This window comes from Gordonia lacunae (assembly GCF_002149015.1).
In the GTDB taxonomy this organism is placed as follows: Bacteria; Actinomycetota; Actinomycetes; order Mycobacteriales; family Mycobacteriaceae; genus Gordonia; species Gordonia lacunae.
In genome coordinates this window covers 15,464-33,750 of record NZ_NGFO01000034.1, presented here as the reverse complement: position 1 = coordinate 33,750, position 18,287 = coordinate 15,464, and the positions used below count along the sequence as shown (strand labels likewise).

The window sequence follows — 18,287 nt, the reverse complement described above, 5'->3', positions numbered from 1 at the left end:
TCCCCGGTCGGTCTGGTCACGTCGTCGGGGGCGTGACCAGACCGACAACATGTTCGGCGATCGCCAGCGACGACGTGATGCCCGGCGATTCGATGCCGAACAGGTTGACCACACCGGCGACTCCGTGAGTCGCCGGGCCGTGGATCTCGAAATCGCCGGCAGTAGCCCCCGGCCCGGTGACCTTCGGCCGGATCCCGGAGTACGCGGGAACCAGGGCGTCGGTGGGCAATCCGGGCCAGTAGGTGCGGATCGCGTGCTGGAATGCTCCGGCGCGCGCCTCGTCGACGGCGTAGTCGAGCTCGTCTTTCGCGACGGTCTCGCCCGCAGTCTCGTCGAGCCACTCCACATCGGGCCCGAATCGCGCGGCCCCCCCGAGATCCATCGTGAAGTGCACACCCAATCCGCCGTCGGCGGGAACGGGGTACACGAGGTGCCGGAACGGCGCGCGGACGCCGGACAGCCCGAAGTAGTTGCCCTTCGCGAGAAACCGGGGCGGCACCGGCCCATCGAATCCCGTCAGGCTCCGGGCCACCTGCCACGCGCCGATCCCGGCGCAGTTGACGAGGATCCGCGTGGCGGCCGACTCACCGTCATCGGTGTGCACGGTGACACCGTCGCGGTCGATGCGCCCGCCGATCACCCTGCTGCGTAACGCCACCGCACCGCCCAGTGCCTCGAGGTCGCGGCGGAGCGCACGAACCACACCGTCGACGTCGACGATTCCGGTCGACGGTGACAACAGGGCCGCGACGCCGTCGATCTCCGGTTCACGATCGCGCAGTTCGTCGGCGCCGATCCGCCGCAGGTCGTCGACTCCGTTCGCCAGGCCGCGTCGAAAGATCTCGTCCAGTCGCTCGCTCTGGGTGCTGTCGGTGGCGACGATCAGTTTGCCCGGTTGCGCCCAGGTCACGTCGTGCTCGTCGCAGAAGCGTGTCAGCAACTGCCGACCGCGGACGCACAGTCTCGCTTTCAGACTGCCCTCGGGATAGTAGAGGCCGGCGTGGATGACCTCCGAACTCCGCGACGTCGTCTGCGCGCCAACGGAATCCGCGGCCTCCAGAACGACGACCGCGCGTCCCTGCAGTGCGAACGCGCGGGCCACGGCCAAACCCACGATCCCGCCACCGATGACCAGACAGTCGACCTCGACACGCTCGTTCGTCGCGTGCTCGGCCCGGCGGATGCGCGCCACCGGTGTACCTCCTCGTCAGACCCGACCGACGGATCTGTGGTCGAGCATGCCACGGAGAGTCCCGCGGCCCCGCTATCCGGGCACACCCGGCGGTGTGCGGCAGACTGGGGTGATGCGGTATTCGGAGGTTCTCGCGATAGTGCAGGCCGGCGGACGAGGTTCGCGGATGGAGGTGCTGACCGATCGGCGAGCGAAACCCGCCTTGCCGTTCGCGGGCAACTATCAGCTCATCGACTTCCCGCTGTCGAACCTGCATCACAGTCACATCGACGATGTATGGCTCTGCGTGCAGTACGAGGCCGAGACCATCACACAGATCGTGGCCGGCGGCCGGCCCTGGGACCTGGACCGCACGAGCGGCGGTCTGCGCGTCGTGATGCCCGAACAGACCGATGCTGCGGAGACCGAGGACGGCTTCGCCACCGGCAACGCCGACCTCCTGTACCGCATCCGCGGCCGCATCGCCGCCCATGCGCCGGCCGAGGTCATCGTGATGAGCGCCGACCACGTGTACGACTTCGACTTCCGCGACGCCATCGAAACCCACCGCCGCCACGGGGCCGAATGCACCGTCGTCACCACGACATGTCCGCTGGACGAGGCCACCCAGCACGCCACCGTGAAAGCCCGCCGCGACGGGACGGTCCGCGAGTTCCGCTACAAGCCCGAGCGTGCCACCACGCGCACGATCGCCACCGAGATCTTCGTCTACGACCCCGCCGTTCTGATCGAGGGCCTCGAATACCTCGAGAGCCGGACGACCGAGGGCTCGCCGAAGGACGACACCGGCCTGGGCGACTTCGGCGAACATCTGGTGCCGTGGTTCGTCGACCGCGGCAAGACCGTCGCCCACGCGATGCCGGGGTACTGGATCGACGCCGGCCGGCCCGAGACGTACCTGCAGGCGCACCGCGATCTGATCTCCGGGTCGCTCGACGTCTTCCGCAGCGATCGGCCGATCCTCACCAATCAGCCGCAACGTCCGGCCGCGCGCATCGAGACCGGGGCGGTCGTCGAGGACAGCCTGGTCAGCAGCGGCGCCCACGTGCTCGGAACCGTCCGGCGGAGCGTACTCGGACCGGGGGTGGTCGTCGAGAAGGGCGCGGTCGTGGTCGACTCGGTCGTCTTCGGCGACTGTGTCATCGGCACCGGCGCATCGGTCGCGTGGTCGGTCCTCGACGAGCGCGTCCGTGTCGGTGCGGACGCGGTGATCGGCGGGCACCCGCGGACGCGTCCGGTACCGACGGAGAAGATCACGCTCGTCGGCATGGACACGCAGATCCTGCGCGGTGCCCGCGTCGCCCTCGGTGACCGCGTCGAGCCGGGCCGCCGAATCCGGTGACAGCTGTCGAGACCGCACGACACTGGCGGGACCACGATCCCGATCCGTCGACCCGAGCCGTGCTCACCGAACTGATCGACGCCGCCGAGACCGGCGACGACGCTTCCGCTCTCGATCTCGCCGCCCGCTTCGCCGGCCCGTTGACCTTCGGAACGGCGGGCCTGCGCGGCGAGGTCGGCGCCGGCGAGTCGCGGATGAACGTCGCCGTCGTCACCCGCGCCACGGCCGGTCTCGCCCGGTATCTGCTCGACACGGTCGGTCCCGATGCACGTGTCGTGGTCGGTTGCGACGCCCGGTACGGTTCGGCGGAGTTCTTCGATGCTGCGACCGGAGTGCTTGCCGCGCAGGGGATCACCGTGTTCGCATTGCCGCCGCGGCTGCCGACCCCGGTGACGGCTCACGCGACACGGTCGCTGGACTGCGACGCCGGCGTGATGATCACCGCCTCGCACAATCCGCCGGCCGACAACGGCTACAAGGTCTATCTGGGCGGTCGCGCCAGCGATGATGCGGGCCGGGGAGTCCAGATCATCTCGCCCGCCGACGCCGACATCGCGGACCGGATCGCGCAGGCGCCGCCCGCCGATGAGGTACCGCGTGACTCCACGGCCGTGATCCATCTCGACGACGAGATCGTCCGCACCTACGTGCAGCGGACCGCCGCGGCGCGACCCGACTCCGGTCCGTCGCCGGTCCGCGTCGTCGTGACGCCCCTGCACGGCGTCGGCGGTGGCGTTGCCCGAGATGTGTTGCGACAAGCGGGGATCGGCGACGTCCATGTCGTGGCGGCCCAGGCCGATCCCGATCCGGACTTCCCGACCGTGCCGTTTCCCAACCCGGAAGAACCCGGTGCCCTCGATCTCGCCCTGGATCTCGCTCGCGACGTCGACGCGGATGTCGTGATCGCACTCGACCCCGATGCCGACCGCTGCTCGGTCGCCACGACCGGTCCGGATGGCCGCTGGCGGCAGCTGACCGGCGACGAGGTCGGCGCCTTGTTGGGGGAGCAGGCGGCGCGCGACTCGGGGCGACCCGGGGACACGCTGGCGTGTTCGATCGTGTCGAGCCGGTTGCTGGGCCGGATCGCCGCCCACCACGGGCTCCGGTTCGCGGCGACGCTCACCGGATTCAAATGGATCGCCCGCACACCAGGTCTGCGCTTCGGCTACGAGGAGGCGATCGGCTACTGCACCGACCCGGACACGGTCCGCGACAAGGACGGCATCGGCGCGATGGTGCGGGTGGTCTCCCTGGTCGAGGAACTGGCCCGCGACGGCCGCATGCCCACCGACGAGCTCGACCGACTGGCGCGCGACCACGGCCTGCATGCCACCGCACCGTTGACGATCCGCGTCGAGGACACCGCGCTCATCGGTGAGATGATGGAGCGCCTCCGGTCCACCACGATCGATCGGCTGGCCGGCTCGCCGGTGGTGGAGAACCGGGATCTCGCACACGGATCCGCCGATCTGCCACCGACGGACGGCATCCTGCTGCGTACTGCGGCCGACGACCGCGTCGTCGTCCGCCCCTCGGGCACCGAACCGAAACTGAAGTGCTACCTCGAGGTCGTGTTGGACTGCTCGGACGGTGTCGTACCCCACGCCGAGGCCTCGCGTCGTCTCGACGCACTCGGTGCCGACATCGCGGCGGTGCTCGAGGCCTGAACTTCCAGCGCACCGAACCACCCGCGCACTACGATCGACGGGTGCCGCGAACCGATTCCGATCAGCGTCTGCGTGACCTGACCCTGCTGCGTCAGGTCCGCGACCGTATCGACCGCGACTACGCGCAACCGCTCGACGTCGAGGCGCTCGCCCGTGGGGTGAACATGTCGGCCGGGCATCTGAGTCGCAAATTCCGCCAGACATACGGCGAATCGCCCTACTCGTACTTGATGACTCGTCGCATCGAACGGGCGATGACCCTGCTCCGGCGCGGCGACCTGAGCGTGACGGAGGTGTGCTTCGAGGTCGGTTGTTCCTCGTTGGGCACGTTCAGCACCCGGTTCACCGAACTCGTCGGGGTGCCGCCGACGGTCTACCGCGAACAGTCGGCCGATGCGACGGACGGGATACCGGCCTGTCTGGCGAAGAACATCACCAGACCGATCAGGAATCGAGAAGCACAGCGCGGGTGAGACTGCCTAGCCTGATCCCATGAACATCACGATCCAGTACACCTTCCTCCCGCACACCGACGGCGACGCCGCCCTCGGCTTCTACCGCGACCTCCTCGGCTTCGAACTCCGCAAGGACGTCGGCTACGAGGGCATGCGGTGGCTGACCGTCGGCCCGCCCGGTCAGCCGAGCACGTCGATCGTCCTGCATCCGCCGGCTGCGGATCCCGGCATCTCCGACGAGGAACGCCAGACGATTCTCGAGTTGATCGCCAAGGGGAGCTACGGTGCCCTCACGCTGGCGACCGACGATCTCGACGGACTGTTCGAGAAGCTGCAGGGCAGCGGCGTGGACATCGTGCAGGAGCCGATGGACCAGCCGTACGGTGTGCGTGACGCGGCCGTCCGTGACCCGGCAGGCAACCTCATCCGTATCGACCAGGCCGGCTGAGAGATGTGCGGACCCGGTCGATTTCCGCCTTCGGAAGCACTTGTCGCGGGTGTCGACGCAGAACCCGCCGCGACCGTGCCCTCCACCCTGGTTAGATCGACCGGGAGTCCGCGCACCGATCCTGCGGAACCGATCCTTCGGAACGACACGAGCACCCCGAACCCCGACGACCGTCAACCGGTGGTCGCTGCCCTGATGGAGAGACGATGAGCCGAGCGACGCGCACCGCCCCACCTGCCCGAACCGCGACCCGTTCCGAGAAGAAGGTCGACGCCGTGCGGGCCGACGGCGTTCACCCCGCCGACACGCACGACATCATCCGCGTCCACGGCGCACGCGAGAACAACCTCAAGGACGTCAGCGTCGATCTGCCCAAACGTCGGCTGACGGTGTTCACCGGCGTGTCGGGTTCCGGGAAGAGCTCGCTGGTCTTCAGCACCATCGCCGCGGAGTCCCAGCGTCTCATCAACGAGACCTACAGCGCGTTCGTCCAGGGGTTCATGCCGTCGATGGCGCGTCCGGACGTCGACATCCTGGAAGGTCTGACGACCGCGATCATCGTCGACCAGGAACGCATGGGAGCCAATGTCCGCTCGACCGTGGGCACGGCCACCGACGCCAACGCGATGCTGCGTATCCTGTTCAGTCGCCTGGGAACCCCGCACATCGGCTCACCGCAGGCCTTCTCGTTCAACGTCGCCTCGATCAGCGGGGCGGGGGCGGTGACGATCGAGAAGGGCGGTCAGAAGGTCAAGGAGCGACGCAGCTTCTCCATCACCGGCGGCATGTGCCCGCGATGTGAGGGACGCGGGGACGTCTCCGACTTCGACCTCACCGCGCTCTACGACTCGACGAAGTCACTCAACGAGGGCGCCTTGACCGTTCCCGGTTATTCGATGGACGGCTGGTACGGCCGGATCTACCGCGGCTGCGGCTTCTTCGACCCCGACAAGCCGATCGCGAAGTACACCAAGAAGCAACTCAACGACCTGCTCTACAAGGAGCCCACGAAGATCAAGGTCGAGGGCATCAACATCACCTTCGAGGGTCTGATCCCCAAGATCCAGAAGTCGATGCTCAGCAAGGACCGTGAGGCCATGCAGCCGCACATCCGCGCCTTCGTCGACCGCGCGATCACCTTCGCGCAGTGCCCGGACTGTGAGGGCACCCGCCTCACGGCGGAGGCGCGCGCATCGAAGATCAAGGGCATCAGCATCGCCGACGCATGCGCGATGCAGATCAGCGACCTCGCCCAGTGGGTCGCCGAGCTCGACGACCCGTCGGTGGCGCCCCTGATCACCGCGTTGCGCGATCATCTCGACGCGTTCGTCGACATCGGTCTCGGCTACCTGTCGCTGGAGCGACCGGCCGGCACGCTGTCCGGCGGAGAGGCCCAGCGCACCAAGCTGATCCGGCACCTGGGGTCGTCGCTGACCGACGTGACCTACGTCTTCGACGAGCCGTCGATCGGGCTGCACCCGCACGACATCACCCGGATGAACGACCTCTTGCGCGCGTTGCGGGACAAGGGCAACACGGTCCTCGTGGTCGAGCACAAGCCCGAGGTGATCGCGATCGCCGACCGTGTCGTCGACATCGGCCCCGGCGCGGGCACCGACGGCGGCGAGATCGTCTTCGAGGGCACCGTCGACGAACTGCGCGCGGCGGACACACTCACCGGCCGCCATCTGGAGGATCGTGCCGCCGTCAAGGACGAGGTCCGTGCGCCCAGTGGTCATCTCGAGGTCCGCGGCGCCGATGCGAACAATCTGCGCGATGTCGACGTCGACATCCCACTCGGCGTGCTGGTCGTGCTCACCGGCGTCGCCGGTTCCGGTAAGAGTTCGCTGGTCAACTCGACGGTCGCCAGGGAGGACGGGATCGTCTCCATCGATCAGAGCGCCATCAAGGGTTCGAGGCGCTCCAATCCGGCGACCTACACCGGTCTGCTCGAACCGATCCGCAAGGCCTTTGCCAAGGCCAACGGCGTCAAACCGGCGCTGTTCAGCGCGAACTCCGAGGGTGCCTGCCCCAACTGCAACGGTGCGGGTGTCGTCTACTCCGACCTCGCGATGATGGCCGGCGTCGCCGCGCCCTGCGAGGTGTGCGAGGGCAAGCGGTTTCAGGCCGAGGTGCTCGACTACACCTTCGGCGGCCGCAACATCAGCGAAGTGCTCGAGATGTCGGTCGCCCAGGCTGAGGCCTTCTTCGCCGATGGGGACGCCAAACTCCCGGCAGCGCACAAGATCCTGCACCGGATGGTCGACGTCGGCCTCGGTTACATCAAGGTCGGCCAGCCGTTGACGACGCTGTCGGGTGGTGAACGTCAACGGCTGAAGCTGGCCGGCCACATGGGGGAGAAGGGTGACGTCTACATTCTCGACGAGCCGACCACCGGCCTCCACCTCGCCGACGTGGAACAGCTCCTCGGATTGCTCGACCGTCTCGTCGACTCCGGGAAGTCGGTGATCGTCATCGAGCATCATCAGGCCGTCATGGCGCACGCCGACTGGATCATCGATCTCGGTCCGGGTGCAGGCCACGACGGCGGCCGGATCGTCTTCGAAGGCACACCCGCCGACATCGTCGCCGACCGGTCGACCCTCACCGGCGAGCACCTCGCCGAGTACGTCGGCGCCTGACAGCAGAACGGAGATCACTGACCTGGACCGATCGACGACCCTCACCGCGCCCTGAGGTGCAAGGAACGCAAGCGGCAGCCCCCACCGCTCCCTGAGGTGCGAGGAACGCAAGCGGCAACCCCCACCGCCCCCTAATCCGAAAGAACCGTATAGCCCCTGCTCCCTGAGGAGCGCCCGGAGCTTGCGGAGGGCGCGTCACGAAGGGTCTTGGCGAGACGAGCTTGCGAGACCCTTCGTGACGCTCGCAAGCTCGCTCCTCAGCCTGGATATTTCATGTCTTTGTGAGGTTGTCGGCGTGTGAATGCGCGAAAGTGCCTGTCTGCCAGTGGATTATTGAATCACCACAAAACAAAGATCCGGGGCAGAGAGGCACTTCGCAGGTGAAGCATAACCGCTACCCACATCTGGTTGTCGATACCGACCGCAGCGAGTCACTGACCAGCTCCACCGGCGCGGTCCTGCTGCGCGAGACCATACAGATCGCCGGTCTCGATACCGCCTTGACCACGGCGTTGATGCCGTGGACCACCACACGGACCGTTCACGACCCCGCCAAAGTGCTGTTGGACCTCGCGACCGCGGTCGCGGTGGGCGGCGATTGTGTGTCTGATCTGTCGATCGTGCGCGCCCAACCCGCCCTGTTCGGCCCCGTCGCCTCAGACCCGACGGTCTCTCGCCTGATCAGCACACTCGCCGATGATTCCACCGCAGTGGTGGCAGCCATCCGCCAGGCCCGCGCACGCTGCCGAGACAGTGTGTGGACGCGTCGACGACCGCTGCAAGGACAGCCGGGCAGCTTCGACGGCGGTCAGGTCATCGTCGATCTCGACGCCACCACCGTGACCGCGCACTCGGACAAAGAACACGCCGAAATCAACTACAAACGCCACTACGGCCACGCCCCGATGTGCGCCTTGGTTGATCACGGCCACTACGGCACCGGTGAACCACTCATCTGCGACCTCCGCCGCGGCGGTGCCTCACCACAAGGTGCTGACCTACACATCTCCACCCTGACCGCCGCGCTGGCTCAGTTGCCGGCCGGTGAACGCGACCAGGTACTCGTGCGCACCGACGCCGCGGGATGTTCCAAGGAGTTCCTCGCCCACATCACCGAGGCGGGATTGCAGTACTCGATCGGCTACATCGTCTCCGACACCATCAAAACCGCACTCGCTCGACTACCCGAACAGGCCTGGCAACCAGCGGTCGACGCCAGCGGCGAACCCCGACTCGACGCCCACGTCGCCGAACTCACCACTGCAATCCCGGCCTTGGCCAGCACCGACGCACCGTGGCCGGACGGGATGCGTGTCATCGCCCGCCGCGAGTACCCCCACTCCGGCGCCCAACTCCGACTGACCGATATCGAAGGCCGCCGCTACACCGTGTTCGCCACCAACACCCACGGCACCGGCTGGACGCTACCCACACTCGAACTACGCCACCGCCAACGCGCCCGCGCCGAGGACCGCATCCGCAACCTCAAAGACACCGGACTGGCCAACCTGCCGTTCCAGGCGTTCGCCAAAAACCAGATCTGGCTAGAAATAGTCTGTCTGGCAACAGAACTGCTGGTATGGACACAAACCCTGTGCTGGGACCCTCACGCACCAATCCGGCGGTGGGAACCCAAACAACTACCCCTACGCATCCTCGCCGTGGCCGGGCGCATCATCCGATCCGGACGCCGCCAACTCCTACGACTACCCCGCAACTGGCCCCACCTCGAAGCCATCACCACCGGCTGGACCGCACTGCACACCACCTGAGCACCACCAGCCACCACGCACTCGGTCACCGGCAGCAACCACACCCAACAACCCAGGACACCGAAGAACCGGCGACACAACGCCGGAAAACCCGCACGCCCACACCACAACCCACCCGCCCCCACACAAGATGAAAGATCCAGGCTCAGGGAGCAGTGAATGTGGTCGCCGCACCGAGCACGACGGTTGCTTCGTAGTCCACGACGGCCGCCAGGCCGCAGAAACTGAGGTGCGAGGAGCGTTAGCGACGAGCCTCGAAGGGTCCCGCGACGCCGGTGTCGGAGTCCTATACGGCTCGCGAGCTCGCCCACATGGGGCGGTGCCCAACTCTCGACCACGTCGTATCCCACTGTGGAGTTGTCAAAGGACGGTTGCGGTCCCGGTCACCGGCCGGGTGCGGAAGGTGCTGCGCGAGGTGTGCGGCGGTCAGGCGGCGTCGTCGAGTCGCATGGTGCGTCGGTTGTAGGCAGGTAAGGGTCGTCGGTTCGGGTCGATGGTGGCGGGCGGGACCAGCCAGGGATGCCGATCGAAGCCCATGACGACGTCCCAGCCGTGGTGGTGGACCTGGGTGTGGCAGCGTTGGCAGAGCAGGCAGCCGTTGTCGAGATCGGTGGGTCCGCCGTCCGCCCAGTGCGCGATGTGATGCACCTGCGTATGTGAGGGTGGTGCACCGCATTTGATGCAGCAGCCATCTCGCACGATCACTGCTTTGCGTAGATGCGATGGGAACAGTCGGTGGGTCTGGCCCATCTGCAGAGGTACGCCTTCGCCGTCGAGGACGATTTCGGTCAACGACCCGTCACATGACACCTGTTTCGCGGTCGCGCGGCTGACGGACCCGGTCCACGGGAGGTGTGCCGGGTCCGTGCCTGCGGCGGGGATGGTCACCACCAGCTGGGTCCGCGGACTGCCGACGCTGTCGATGCGCGCCCCCAGCGCAGCTTGATCGAGGATCAACTCGAAGGCGTCCGCGCGACGCTGTTCAGCGGTACGCCGATCCGCCGCGCCGTCGGGTTCGGGCCGCGGGCAGGAGCGTTCGTCGATCATCGACAAGAACTTCTCGCCGACCACCTGGGTGACGTCGGCGCGGATGTCGACGCGTCCGTCGTCCGTGGTGCGAGCGCTGACGGTGTTCAGCGATGGGTCGTCCGCGGCGGGGATCCCGGTGTCCGTGGCGTCGGCAAGGGCGTTGCCGATCCCGCGGGCGTACTCGAGTACCTGCGCCGGCGTCGCACCGGACAAGGCCTGGGCGAGGAGTTCGGTCTCGTGCGCACGCTTGTCTCTGTCGGAAAGCCCTTCACGACACCGCTTCCCGATGGAGCTCATCCCTCGGACGATGGCGTCGATGATTTCCGAGGACAGGTGTCCGTCGGCGGCGTGATGGGCCACGGCCGGGAGCGCGGGCAGGGCGTCGACGCTTCGCATGACGCGATGGGCCGCTGCGGGCGCATGTCCCAGCTCGATCAGCATTGCCTTGGTGCTACCGCCGGTTCTCTGGGCGACCGCGAGTTCGCCGAGTTGCGCTGTGTGGGTGACGATCTGATGATCCACGGTGTTGCGGATCAACTGCAGCATGCGCAATGCGTCGAAAGTTGCTCTGCCGGTGAAGTCATCGGCGGGCGGCGCGGTCTCGATGAGCTGATCGAGGACGGTGGCGAGCTCTGGCATGACTCCACTGTACGGGAACATTCGTTCGACGACGAGGAGTTTCCACAAGCTCCGATATCGAGAATCACTGCACCGTAGCCGAATTCGTCGACTGTGCGCTTCATCGTCACCACCAGTGAACACCAGCCACAGCTGTTTCGAATCGAACCGGAAGTGCGGCATCCGTAGTCGACTTGCGCCTCTGCGGCCGCCGGACGCGGACGAGTCGGGTGTTCGATCGCCGATCACTACCGTCCCGGGAGCGGCGCGCCCACGAGTTGTGGTCAGACCGGCGACGGATCGTAGGCAATGGCGCGGCGTCGTCCTGCCATCCGGCCGCTGGAAGCTGCCACTGCCGTTCATGCTCGTGTGGCGGTCATGCGCTCTTCGCGGCAGTCCCAGTCGGGGTCGCGACGAGTGGCACCATCGAGTTCGAACCCGTGTTTGCGGTAGAACGCGACAGCACGCGCGTTGTCGCGGGCGACCCATAGGTAGGCGGGGACGCCGATGACGCCGAGCACGGAGATCATCAGGTCCAGGGCCACGCCGCTGCCGTGATGGCGGGGAACGACATTCAGAGACCACAGTTCAGTCGGTGCGGGCGCGTCGCGATCGCGACCCGGGCCGCTCGTTGCGAAGCCGACCATCTCCTGTGTGGCAGTGCAGGTCGCGCATCGGAGCCGGACCCCGCGCACAGCATGGTCTGCGAAGTCTCCGACCGTCTCCCGCCAGCGGAGGGCAGCTTCTGCAGAAGTGAGTGCATCGAGTCTGTCCTGGTCCACCATGCCCGGATAGGTCATCTTCCAGATGGCGGTGTGGGCGGCCGAGATCTGCTCGATGTCACTCGCTTCGACAGGCCGGATGTCATAGCTACCCATGGAGACCGGGTCTACCAGACCTCGCACCCGGAGGAGACGGTGTGCGTCGAGTTCGATCGGGAAGGCAAGCAGACAATCCGGAGGCCCTCCGGACAGGGCGCCACTGGAAGTGTGGGTGACGGTCGCAGAGGCTGTCGCGAGACTCACCTGATCGTGTCGACACCGAGTCCACCCACCGGCTGACTCGGCGCGAACGCGCGCGAGCACCAACGATCCCCGAGATCCGGCAGATGAAAGGGTTCCTCAGCTGCAGCGGAACACCGACGATCCGCAGACCGCCCACCCACAAACCACTTTCACCAGCACGCCACCAGCAACCGCGCGCATCTGACCCGCGGACCTCGGCGTCCTCCACTCGGTTGTCGCACCCTCGTGGCACCATGTCGATTGATGAACGACGGGCGAGGTGAGAGGGGATCGTCGCGATCCGTCTCAGGGGTAACCCCTGGGTGCACTTCACAGTTGGTTCCTGCGTCCGACGCCGGCGCGCACGCTTCACGTGCCACCCGGCGCCGTTGCACCACAGCTCTGGTCACCACACCCGTCGTTCATCACCGACAGTCGTCCCGTACACAGGCGACGACGCAGTGACCGACCCGTTCCTCCGCGCACACGAGGCCGCCGAAGTCGCTGCGGACTTCTCGCGGACATATACCTCCTGGACCTGGCCGGAGGTGCTGACCGCGCTTCGTGTGCTTCTGCCCGCGGAGGTCACCGCCGACGTGGCCGACCGCATCTTCGAACTCTCGCCGCACGAACCCAGGCATCCAGCAACGGTCGTCCTGGAGGCGCTGGCGCCGTGGACCCATCCGGAGCCCCAACCCCGCCGGCCCCTCGTCCTTCATGAACCGGAGTCGTCGGGAACGGTGCTCGACGATCTGCCTGATCTCTACGACGTTGAGCAGGTCGCGCACTGGCTCGACTTCACCGTTCCGGAACTCGAGTGGTTCGCCGACCGCGGACAGTGGTTGCGAACGGCGCGTCCGCCGTTGCGGCACTATCGCATCTGGCGACGGGACAAACGCGAAGGCGTCCGTGTCATCGAAGCGCCGAAGCCACGGATGCGAGAGACCCAACGGCGTCTGCTCAGGCGTCTGGTCGAGCGCATCCCGGCGCATTCGGCGGCGCGCGGGTTCGTGCCCGGGTCGTCGCCGGCTGCGTTCGCCTGGCCGCACACCGACCGGCCCGCGGTCGTGCGTGTCGACCTCCGGCACTGCTTCGAGTCCATCACCGTCCAGCGCGTTCGCGCGGTGTTCCGCGACGCGGGATTCCAACCCCACATCGCACGCCTGCTCGCCGAATTGTGCACCACGGCAACGCCTGTCGATGAGCTCCGAGGCCTCGATCACATGCACGCCGCACTGCTTCGCGAACGTCATCTCCCGCAGGGCGCACCGACGTCGCCCCATCTCGCCAACCTCGTGATGCGGTCGTTGGATCGGCGGCTCGACGGCTATGCCCGCCGCAACGGTCTCCGGTACACCCGGTACGGCGACGACCTCGCGATCTCGGGCGACGCGATCGATGCCGACCGGGTGCTGTGGACAGTGCTCCGCATCGTCGATGCGGAGCGTTTCACCGTCCACCCGGACAAGGTCCGGATCATGCACAGCCATCAGCGCCAGCGCCTCGCCGGCCTTGTCGTCAACGACCGCCCCCAGGTCGCCAGATCCGAGTACGACAACCTGAGGGCCCTGCTGCACAACGCGCGCCGCCATGGAGCGGCGTCGCAGAATCGCGCCGATCACCCAGATTTCCGCGCGCACGTCTACGGACTCATCGCGTGGGTGGGGGCGACGGGGGAGGCCCGACGACGCCGGCTGCTGGACCTGGCAGCCACCGTCGACTGGGAGACGTAGGAACTCGAACCATCCCGAACCTCACACGTAGGGCCCGTCGGTGTGAGGCCACGTTTACCTCCGCCTTCCGCGCTGCGCGTCCACCCGCAATGCGCGAGCCCCAGGGTCCCTCCATGGACAAGCAACTGCTCCACGACAGTCTCGCTCTCGTCGACCTGCCCGACTCGGGCCTCACCGTCCGCTTCTACGAGATCCTCTTCGACCGGTATCCGACGGTCCGCGCGATGTTCGGCCGCGACACCCGAGTGCAGGCCGAGATGTTGCGGGGCGCGATCGTGTCGGTGGTGGACCACGTCGACGACGCCGACTGGCTGCGAACGACACTCCACGCCCTGGGACGGCGCCACGCCCGGTTCGGTGTCACCAGGCCGATGTACACGGCAGTTGCGGAATGCATGATCGCCACGATGAGCGAGATCGGCGGCGATGCCTGGACTCCGGCCATGACATCGGCGTGGGATCGTGCCCTCGGCGCGATCGCGACGATCATGCTCGATGGTTACCCGGACGAGTCCGCTATTCCGGCGCGCGCACGTCGACGCAGCGCCGGGGCCGCCTGACGAGTCCCGGACTCCGCTCCGCTGCACCGAGGGCGCCCCGCGATACGATCCCGCTCGGAAGTGAGGGCTCGTGACTGCTGCTGGAACCATCCGACGTGCGCTGGATCGCTATCTCCGAACGCCGTGGGCCCGATGGGCGGCACTCGCCGCCTTCGTTCTCAGTTCGGCGGTCGCGATCGTCGTCCTGCCGAATCAGCCGCCCGCCCCGTACCGGATCGACTTCGACGTCTACCGCATGGGAGGTCAGGTACTGCTCGACGGCGGCGACCTGTACGGCATCCTGCCGCGGCTCGCCGAGGGCTCGTACCTGCCGTTCACCTACCCACCGCTGGCCGCCGCTCTGTTCTCGGTGTTCACCGTCGTACCGCTCGGCCTGGGCCAGGCCCTGTTCACCGCGATGTCCATCGGCTGTCTGCTCGTGGTCTGCCGGATCGTCCTGACCGTCCTCCTCGACCGGCCGGTCTGCGACCTGTGGTGGCTCGCAACGGCTGCCACGACGGTCGCCCTCTGGCTCGAACCCGTCCGAGACACGCTGAACTTCGGTCAGGTCAACATCGTCCTGATGACGCTCGTCGTCGTCGACGTCCTGCTGGGCCGGGGCAGATGGTGGAACGGGCTCCTCGTCGGCCTGGCCATCTCGATCAAGCTCACGCCCGCGGTCTTCCTGTTGTACTTCTTCGTCCGCCGGGACTGGCGTGCACTGGGCGTGGCCGCCGTGTCGGCGGTCGGATACGCCGCCCTGGGGCATCTGCTGACACCGAGCGACTCGACCACCTACTGGACCTCGACCCTCTTCGACACCGACCGCATCGGGAGTCCACACTTCGCGAACAACCAGTCGATCAAGGGGGAGCTGGGGCGCTTGGGCGTGGAGTCCGACGCGGCGTGGTTCCTCGTCTCGCTCGTTGTCGGAGTGTTCGTGGCGTGGGTGGCGTGGCGCCTGCTGTCACCGGCGCAGGCAGACCCACGGACGATGACTCCGCGCGACGTCGCGGCCCTCATCGCCGTCGCGTTCGCCGCGCTGTACTGCTCGCCGGTCGCGTGGGATCACAGCTGGGTCTGGGTGGTCCCGGTGCTGATCCTGCTGACCTACGTCGCGACGCGCCCCGCGGCGTCGGCGATCTGGTGGTGGCTTCTCGGCTCGGGGCTGGTCATCTTCGCTGCCGCGCCGCATCAGCGCATCCCTCAGCGGTACGACGCCGAGCTGTCGTGGGCCTGGTGGCAGCACGTCGTCGGGTCGTCGTACCTGCTGTGGGGCCTGGCCGTGCTGATCTCGCTGGGGGTCTCCGGTCCCCGGGCGCTTGCCTCGGGACGTGCGTCCGACACGCTCGCGCAACCTGCATGAACACCCTCCGCGAACGCCCCCCTTGAAACAACCGCTAAAATCCGTTCCAATGGTGCATAGTGATGTAACGCACAACGGAACAATGGGGAGTGGCAGGTACATGACGAGTCGGAAGAAACAGATCCAAGGCGTGCTGGCGAAGGCGAGCAGCATGTATCCGAGCTCGGAACGCCCGCTGGCCGAGCCACCCGCCGGGTCGGATCTCAAGCCGGTCATGGGTGATCCCGGGATTCCGTACCTCGGCAACACCCTCGAGGCGCTGGTCGACCCCCTCAAGTCCGCGATGGAGCGATTCGAGCGCTACGGCCAGGTCTCATGGTCCGGCGCGCTGGGCATGAACATGGTCACCCTCGTCGGTCCGGATGCCATCGAAGCGGTCTGGATGAACCGCAAGAAGGCGTTCTCCAGCGAACTCGGCTGGGAACCGATGATCGGCCCGTTCTTCCGCCGCGGCGTCATGCTGATGGACTTCGACGAGCACATGCAGCACCGGCGCATCATGCAGCAGGCGTTCAGTCGGCCCCGCCTCACCGGCTACCTCGACATCATGACCCCGCACATCGAGAAGACCCTCGCCAACTGGGAGGTGGGCAACGGGTTCAAGATGTACTCCCGCACCAAGGACCTCACGCTGTCGCTGGCGACCGAGGTCTTCATGGGAGCCCACGTCAGCGAGTCCGAGGCCCACCGACTGGAGCACGCGTTCGAGGCCGCTGTCCGGGGTGGTCAGGCGATCGTGCGCAAGGACGTCGGCAACTGGACCTGGGCGCAGGGACTCCGCGGCCGCGAGGCGCTGCAGGAGTACTTCCGGTCCGAGATTCCGCTGCGTCGCGGGAACGACGCCGATGACCTGTTCAGCGTTCTCTGCAACGCCGAGAGCGACGAAGGCGAGACGTTCTCCGACGAGGACATCGTCAACCACATGATCTTCGTGATGATGGCCGCGCACGACACCAGCACCATCGCGTTGTCGATGCTGACCTACTTCCTCGGCCGGCACCCCGAGTGGCAGGAGCGGCTGCGCGAGGAATCCCTTGCACTCGACAAGCCGACGATCGACTACGACGACGTCGACAAGCTCCCCAGCATGGAATTGGCCTTCAAGGAGACGTTGCGCCTCAACGCCCCCGTCGGGATGCTCTTCCGGATGGCGATCGAGGACACCGAGATCTGCGGGCACTACATCCCGAAGGGCACGCTGCTCGCCATCCACCCGTGGGCGACGATGCTCCGCAAGGAATGGTGGCCCAACCCGACCCACTTCGACCCCGAGCGCTTCTCGGCCGAACGCCGCGAGGACAAGGTCCACCGGTTCGCATGGGCGCCCTTCGGCGGCGGCGCACACAAGTGCATCGGCCTGTATTTCGGTGGGATGGAAGTGAAGTCGATCCTGCACCAGATGCTGCAGCGCTTCGAGTGGGACGTCCCGGCCGACTACCGCCCGGAATTGACCTACGGAACCGGCCCGACCCCCGCCGACGGCCTGCCGATCAACCTGCGGCACCGCAAGATCTGAGCGCTACCCCCTGCTCCCTGAGGAGCGCCCGGAGCTTGCGGAGGGCGCGTCACGAAGGGTATGCCGACCGAGGTTGCGAGACCCTTCGTGACGCTTGCAAGCTCGCACGTCAGGGAGCAGAGTCCGCTCGCAGTCCACGACGGCCGCCAGGCCGCAGAAACTGAGGTTCGAGCCCCGCACGCGCCGCCCCCTGCTCCCTGAGGTGCGAGGAGCGATAGCGACGAACCACGAAGGTTCCTAACCGATCTCACGGTAGGACCTTCGTGGCTCGCTGCGCTCGCACCTCAGGGAGCAGGGGGTGGCTGCCCGCTCACAGTTTGCGGGAGCTACCGCCCTACGACGCTCCGAGAATGCTGATCTCGAAGACGAGGGTGTCGCCGACCTCGATGCCCGCCTGGGGGTTACCGGAGGCGTAGCCGTCGGCCGACGTCATGGCGACGCCCACCTTGGATCCGACCTTCTGATTCGCGATGGCCTTGCTGAAGCCGGGGATCACGCCGTTGAGGGGAAAGGTTGCGGGTGAGCCGTTTGCGTAGGCGCTGTCGAAGGTCTCGCCGGTGCGCCCGTTGACGCCGACGTAGCAGACCGACACCGTCGCGGTCTCCGGGACAACCGCGCCGTCACCCTCGACGAGGACCTTGACCTGGGTGGCGTCGACGCTGAACGGGTTCTCGACGGTGATGTCCGGAGCCTCGGTCGCGGTGGACGCGACCATCTGCAATGCGCCGGTGGTGCCCTTCTCGGTCCACTGCGGTGTGGCGTCGGCGTTCGCGGGTGCGCTCGGGCAGCTCTCCGCTCCCGCTGCCGGGGTCTCGGCGCCGCCGGTCGTCGCAGTCGCAGTGGTTTCCGTTGTGTCCGAACCGGAGTCGGAATCGGAGCTGCAACCGGCGACGGCCAGGACGAGCGCGGTGCCGAGGACGAGTGTCGCGTTCTTGATGTTCACCCTGGGAACGCTACCCGAGGA

14 protein-coding genes are annotated in these 18,287 nt (G+C 67.1%); 10 read left to right on the top strand and 4 right to left on the bottom strand.

Annotated features, from left to right (window positions below; genetic code table 11):
* Positions 1-16 precede the first annotated feature (16 nt).
* Positions 17-1,192, bottom strand: coding sequence for an NAD(P)/FAD-dependent oxidoreductase (locus tag CA982_RS22275; protein ID WP_086537355.1), 1,176 nt, complete (start codon positions 1,190-1,192; stop codon positions 17-19).
* Positions 1,193-1,304: 112 nt separating this feature from the next.
* Between CA982_RS22275 and CA982_RS22270 the strand changes: the two genes are divergently transcribed.
* The 6 genes from CA982_RS22270 (at position 1,305) to CA982_RS22245 (ending at position 9,518) form a co-directional block, all read left to right on the top strand.
* Positions 1,305-2,534, top strand: a complete 1,230-nt coding sequence (locus tag CA982_RS22270) for a glucose-1-phosphate adenylyltransferase family protein (RefSeq protein ID WP_086537381.1) — start codon at positions 1,305-1,307, stop codon at positions 2,532-2,534.
* The gene (locus tag CA982_RS22265) at positions 2,531-4,201 is read left to right on the top strand and encodes a phospho-sugar mutase (protein WP_086537354.1); all 1,671 of its coding nucleotides are present in this window, start codon (positions 2,531-2,533) and stop codon (positions 4,199-4,201) included. Before CA982_RS22270 ends, CA982_RS22265 begins: the two co-directional genes overlap by 4 nt.
* A 41-nt stretch (positions 4,202-4,242) precedes the next feature.
* Positions 4,243-4,674, top strand: coding sequence for a helix-turn-helix transcriptional regulator (locus CA982_RS22260; RefSeq protein WP_086537353.1), 432 nt, complete (start codon positions 4,243-4,245; stop codon positions 4,672-4,674).
* 19 nt (positions 4,675-4,693) lie between these two features.
* Entirely contained in the window at positions 4,694-5,104 is a 411-nt protein-coding gene (locus tag CA982_RS22255) for a VOC family protein (RefSeq protein WP_086537352.1), read from the top strand.
* Between the two features lie 206 nt (positions 5,105-5,310).
* Entirely contained in the window at positions 5,311-7,746 is a 2,436-nt protein-coding gene (locus CA982_RS22250; RefSeq protein WP_208618066.1) for an ATP-binding cassette domain-containing protein, read from the top strand.
* A gap of 380 nt (positions 7,747-8,126) precedes the next feature.
* The gene (locus tag CA982_RS22245; RefSeq protein ID WP_279627982.1) at positions 8,127-9,518 is read left to right on the top strand and encodes an IS1380 family transposase; all 1,392 of its coding nucleotides are present in this window, start codon (positions 8,127-8,129) and stop codon (positions 9,516-9,518) included.
* A 426-nt stretch (positions 9,519-9,944) separates the two neighbouring features.
* On the opposite strand, the gene CA982_RS22240 is transcribed toward CA982_RS22245, so the two are convergent.
* Complete coding sequence (locus CA982_RS22240; protein ID WP_086537378.1) at positions 9,945-11,207, bottom strand: HNH endonuclease signature motif containing protein; 1,263 nt, start codon at positions 11,205-11,207, stop codon at positions 9,945-9,947.
* Between the two features lie 317 nt (positions 11,208-11,524).
* A complete protein-coding gene (locus CA982_RS22235) occupies positions 11,525-12,043 on the bottom strand; it encodes a GNAT family N-acetyltransferase (RefSeq protein WP_086537377.1) in 519 nt (172 codons plus the stop codon).
* 587 nt (positions 12,044-12,630) lie between these two features.
* Between CA982_RS22235 and CA982_RS22230 the strand changes: the two genes are divergently transcribed.
* From CA982_RS22230 to CA982_RS22215, 4 genes are all read left to right on the top strand, one after another.
* The gene (locus CA982_RS22230; RefSeq protein ID WP_086537351.1) at positions 12,631-13,902 is read left to right on the top strand and encodes a reverse transcriptase family protein; all 1,272 of its coding nucleotides are present in this window, start codon (positions 12,631-12,633) and stop codon (positions 13,900-13,902) included.
* A 113-nt stretch (positions 13,903-14,015) separates the two neighbouring features.
* A complete protein-coding gene (locus CA982_RS22225; protein WP_086537376.1) occupies positions 14,016-14,462 on the top strand; it encodes a globin domain-containing protein in 447 nt (148 codons plus the stop codon).
* 70 nt (positions 14,463-14,532) lie between these two features.
* Positions 14,533-15,807 carry a glycosyltransferase 87 family protein gene (locus CA982_RS22220; RefSeq protein WP_086537350.1) on the top strand — a complete coding sequence of 425 codons (1,275 nt, stop codon included), beginning with the start codon at positions 14,533-14,535 and terminating at the stop codon, positions 15,805-15,807.
* A gap of 100 nt (positions 15,808-15,907) precedes the next feature.
* Entirely contained in the window at positions 15,908-17,323 is a 1,416-nt protein-coding gene (locus tag CA982_RS22215; RefSeq protein ID WP_208618063.1) for a cytochrome P450, read from the top strand.
* A gap of 334 nt (positions 17,324-17,657) precedes the next feature.
* Here CA982_RS22215 and CA982_RS22210 read toward each other — a convergent pair whose 3' ends face one another.
* Positions 17,658-18,266 (bottom strand): FKBP-type peptidyl-prolyl cis-trans isomerase, encoded by a 609-nt coding sequence (locus CA982_RS22210; RefSeq protein ID WP_086537349.1) that lies wholly within the window; start codon positions 18,264-18,266, stop codon positions 17,658-17,660.
* Positions 18,267-18,287 lie beyond the last annotated feature (21 nt).

Coding starts and splice junctions, on each gene's coding strand:
- CA982_RS22270 (WP_086537381.1), top strand. CDS start 1,305: ATGCGGTATTCGGAGGTTCTCGCGATAGTGCAGGCCGGCGGACGAGGT.
- CA982_RS22255 (WP_086537352.1), top strand. CDS start 4,694: ATGAACATCACGATCCAGTACACCTTCCTCCCGCACACCGACGGCGAC.
- CA982_RS22250 (WP_208618066.1), top strand. CDS start 5,311: ATGAGCCGAGCGACGCGCACCGCCCCACCTGCCCGAACCGCGACCCGT.
- CA982_RS22240 (WP_086537378.1), bottom strand. CDS start 11,207: ATGTTCCCGTACAGTGGAGTCATGCCAGAGCTCGCCACCGTCCTCGAT.
- CA982_RS22235 (WP_086537377.1), bottom strand. CDS start 12,043: ATGGGTAGCTATGACATCCGGCCTGTCGAAGCGAGTGACATCGAGCAG.
- CA982_RS22225 (WP_086537376.1), top strand. CDS start 14,016: ATGGACAAGCAACTGCTCCACGACAGTCTCGCTCTCGTCGACCTGCCC.
- CA982_RS22215 (WP_208618063.1), top strand. CDS start 15,908: ATGACGAGTCGGAAGAAACAGATCCAAGGCGTGCTGGCGAAGGCGAGC.